This is a genomic window from Gemmatimonadaceae bacterium, assembly GCA_035606695.1.
Taxonomy (GTDB): Bacteria; Gemmatimonadota; Gemmatimonadetes; order Gemmatimonadales; family Gemmatimonadaceae; genus JAQBQB01.
This window is the reverse complement of the sequence record DATNEW010000005.1, coordinates 1-3,824: the sequence shown is the minus strand read 5'-3', so window position 1 is coordinate 3,824 and position 3,824 is coordinate 1. Positions and strand designations below refer to the sequence as shown.

The following is a 3,824-nucleotide window of genomic DNA, read 5'->3' as shown; positions in this document are numbered from 1 at the left end:
GATCAGCCGCTCCTGCACGCTGCTCGCCATCGGCGTGACCTTGCCCTTCTGCGGACCGATCTCGGCGCCGGGCGTGTCTTCGTTCCAGGCGTACAGCCCGCTGACTACCTCGATGTTCGAGTACGTTTGGCCGTTGGCCCGTGTGCACGTGTACTGAGCTCGCTGACTCGAAGTCGGGTAGTAGGTGCTCACGCGATACTTCGTGAGCGTGCAAGGCTGGCCGTCCACCTGAACAGTGCCTTTGCCCTGATACTCGAGCGAGGCGACCATATCGCGCTCGTCCTCGCCCTTGAGCATCCCCATGTGCCACATCCAATTGAATAGCACCGCCTTGAGATCTTTGGCTTCCTTCGCTGGAGTGTAAGGCTCGGCAAACGACCCGGCGGCGTTCTGCGCGCCGGCCGTCAACGATCCGCCGATCGAAAGAGCGATGCCGAGCGTGACGCTTGCGCAAAGCGCCCATCGTTTGGTGTCCATGGTGGCAGCTCCCCCTTTTCAAGCCGCTGCCGGCGGCTCTTTGTTTTAGTCTCGGTCTTGGTCGTCGAGGCGACGCATTTGAACCGTGTGACCGTCCTTGAACGTGAGCGCGCGCAACAAGCCCACCGGGCTCTTGCCGTCGCGTGCGGGCGTGTACGTAACTGTGACGTCGTCACCGGGCTCGAGCGCGTTCTCGCCTTCCTTGCCGATTCGGTATCTCGCGAGCACCGTCACGCTGCCGCCCGTGAACGTCCACTCCGTGTTCGTGCCATCGGCGTTCTTGACGTCGACCTTGAGCGACGAGTGTGGATTCACGAGGTGAAACGCGGAGAAGGAGCCTGAGATCATCGCTTCCTTAGTCAAGTCGTACGCGCCTGCGACGGAGTGATGAGCGAGCAACGCACCGCTCGCCGTCAGCGACGCTCCCAAGACCGCACATCCCGAAATTCGCTTGATCATTTCTACGCCTCCCGAAAATTTCGGATGCCCCGAAAATGCCGGTCACTCGCCACAAACGAAGTTGCGCGCGTCTTCTGGGTTGCCGCTGCCCGTGTAATGCGCGTGCTTCGGATACGCGCACAACGGCCGGCTGCGGCCGGGGAACGCCTTGCCCGTGGCGACGACCGAGTCGGGCGCAACGTCCTTCTCGACCCAATTCATGACCGCCGTGAGCAGATCGAACTCGTCGAGCGCGGCATCGCCGCCGCGGCAATGCAGCATTCCGGGAACGGCGAAGAAGCGGCTCCAGCCCTGAACCTTGTCCATACCGCCGTTGGCCGCGGCCATGCGCTCGTAGTAGTCGATCGTGTCGGTGCCGTGGAACGTCGGGTCGGCCATGCCGTGATAGAAGAGCAGCTTGCCACCATGGCCCGAGAACGAGCTCAAGTTCGTCCAGATGGAGTCCGTCATCTGCGCGATCGGGTTCTCGAGCATCTCGAACAGCCGCCCGTCGACGTCGACGCTGGTCGGCAGCGGCGCGTTGTCCGCGGGTGGTGTTGCGCTCGGCAGAAACGCTGCGACACCGGCGTCGTTCGGGCTCATGCGGTAGATCAGCTTGCCGCGCGAGTTACGCGGGCCTGCGAAGCCCTTCTCGAGCGCGCCGACTTGCGCCGGCGACAAACACCCCGTGTTGTTCGAGCCGGTGCAGGCGAGCATCGCGGGATCGAAGTCGCACGCGCGCGGGTTGAACACCATACCGTCGCGCACGCCGTCGAGGGCGTCGCACGCAGTGAGCACTCCGTCGGTCACGACCTTCTTGTCCGCTTCGGAAAACAACAGATGCGGTTGCGGCCGACCCTTCGCGTCTTTCGGCGCGGCCTCGTTGAACGCCGCGCGCAACCACGCGTTGCCGAGGCCTGAGTAGCCGACGTGGATCGCGGGATCGCCGGAGACGACGCCGTCAAAATAGCTCGGGTAGCGCTGCGTCATGACCATCGCTTCGCGGCCGCCCGTCGAGCAGCCGGCGAAATACGAGTACTCCGCGCGCTGGCCGTAGTACGCGGCGATCATCTCCTTCGCGACGACGGCCACGTCGCCGATCGCGAAATGGTTGAAGTCGATGCTCGCCTGCTGATCAGCGTCGTAGCTACGGTCGAAATTCCTTTCGCTCTGGTGCCCCGTGTCGGTCGAGACGACGGCGAAGCCGCGAGCCAGTCCCGGATTCGCCCCGACGGCCGCGACGCCGACGGGCGGGCGCACCAAGCCGTTGTAACCGCCGCCGCCCTGAAAGAGGAACCGCTGATTCCAGTTCACGGGTAACGCCAGCCCGAAGCCGATCGCGTACGGCTTGCCCTCGGCGCCGATGCGCGCGTTGATCGTGCCGTCGACGCGGCAGTGCGCGGGCAGCGGCGCCGCGGCCGGAACGACCTCGGCTTTCGTGATCGCGACCTTGTAGGTCGGCAGCGAGAAGCTCTTTAGCCCGGCGCAGTCGGGAGCGGCGTGGCTCGCGAAGCTCCACGCCAAGAGTGGGGCCAACAGAGCTACGTTTTTCATGGTCGTGCCTCGTGACTTCGAGTCCGCTGAGTATGGTTTGCGCGCGCCATGGCGTGCCAGGTCACCCGCAATGGGGAGCATTGGTGCTACCCGTCGCGCGCGCTGACGGCTTGCGGGCGATGCTCGTCGAAGAAGATGATCGGTGCTCTCAAGAATCACCGCCGACCAAGAGGGGACGAGCCATGCGCTTTCGACAATCACGCCGCGACTTCATCGTGCAGGGCTCGCTCGCGGCTGCGCTGTCCGCGAGCGTCGCGCGCTCGACCTGGGGTGAGACGCAAAGTGTCGAAGTCGCGACCACGTTCGGTCGCGTGCGCGGCACCGAGAATCGCGGCATCAAGGTCTTCAAAGGTATTCCATACGGCGCGAGCACGGCCGGCAAGAATCGTTTCATGCCGCCGATGAATCCGGCGGCGTGGACCGGCGTGCGCGATGCGTTCGACTACGGCGCACGCGCACCACAAGCTCAACCGCGCCCGCGCGGCGAGGCCGACGAGCAGGGCGCGACTCCGGGGCAAATCGAGAGCGAAGACTGTCTCTTGTTGAACGTATGGACGCCGGCCTTAAGCGACGGCGGCAAAAGGCCCGTGATCATGTGGTGCCACGGCGGCGGCTTCAATACCGGCTCCGGTGCCGCGCCCGTCAACGACGGAACGAACCTCGGTTTGCGAGGCGACATCGTCACGGTCACGACGAACCATCGCCTCAACGTGCTCGGCTACACGTACCTCGGCGAGATCGGCGGTCACGACTTCGAGCAGTCGGCCGCACTCGGCGTTCTCGATCTCGTGCACGCGCTGCGATGGATTCACGACAACATCGAGCGCTTCGGCGGCGACCCCGGCAACGTCACGATCATCGGCCAGTCCGGCGGTGCGCAAAAAGTATCGACGCTGCTGACGATGCCGTCCGCGAAGGGACTGTTCCATCGCGCCGTCGTGATGAGCGGCTCGGCGCTGCAGCTCCTCGAGCGCGACGCGTCCGCGCGAGTGACGCGCGAGCTCGTCGCCGAGCTCGGGCTTAGCGTACCGACGATCGCGCAGTTGCAGGCGCTGCCAATCGACCGCCTCATGACCGCGTACTTCGCCACCGTCGCCAAACTCAGCGCGCAACGCCTCGGCAACGGCTTCCGGCCGGCCGTCGACGGCACGGCGATCACGCAGCATCCGTTCCATCCCGCGGCGTCGCGCGTGTCGCCCGACGTGCCCGTGATCTTCAGCCACACGAGCGGCGAGGCGACGTTCCGCGCGGACGAACGTCTGTTCACGCTCGACGAGGCTGGTATGCGCAACGAGCTTCGAGCGCGTGTCGGCGACAGAGTCGACGCGCTCGTTGCGCTCTATCGCAAGCTTTAC

General features: G+C 65.1%; 4 protein-coding genes. 1 reads left to right on the top strand and 3 read right to left on the bottom strand.

The window, feature by feature from the left end:
- The 3 genes from VN706_01720 to VN706_01710 form a co-directional block, all read right to left on the bottom strand.
- Nucleotides 1-477: hypothetical protein (locus VN706_01720; protein ID HXT14317.1), on the bottom strand; the 477-nt coding region annotated here is incomplete at its 3' end.
- 45 nt (nt 478-522) lie between these two features.
- Nucleotides 523-936 carry a DUF6152 family protein gene (locus VN706_01715; protein ID HXT14316.1) on the bottom strand — a complete coding sequence of 138 codons (414 nt, stop codon included), beginning with the start codon at nt 934-936 and terminating at the stop codon, nt 523-525.
- A gap of 42 nt (nt 937-978) precedes the next feature.
- A complete protein-coding gene (locus VN706_01710) occupies nt 979-2,469 on the bottom strand; it encodes a tannase/feruloyl esterase family alpha/beta hydrolase (GenBank protein HXT14315.1) in 1,491 nt (496 codons plus the stop codon).
- Nucleotides 2,470-2,651: 182 nt separating this feature from the next.
- Between VN706_01710 and VN706_01705 the strand changes: the two genes are divergently transcribed.
- Nucleotides 2,652-3,824, top strand: a 1,173-nt coding sequence (locus VN706_01705; GenBank protein HXT14314.1) for a carboxylesterase family protein, incomplete at its 3' end; no start/stop codon positions are given.

Bases quoted from the DNA above. Each gene is read 5' to 3' on its own strand.
- VN706_01715 (HXT14316.1), bottom strand. From the start codon at position 936: ATGATCAAGCGAATTTCGGGATGTGCGGTCTTGGGAGCGTCGCTGACG.
- VN706_01710 (HXT14315.1), bottom strand. From the start codon at position 2,469: ATGAAAAACGTAGCTCTGTTGGCCCCACTCTTGGCGTGGAGCTTCGCG.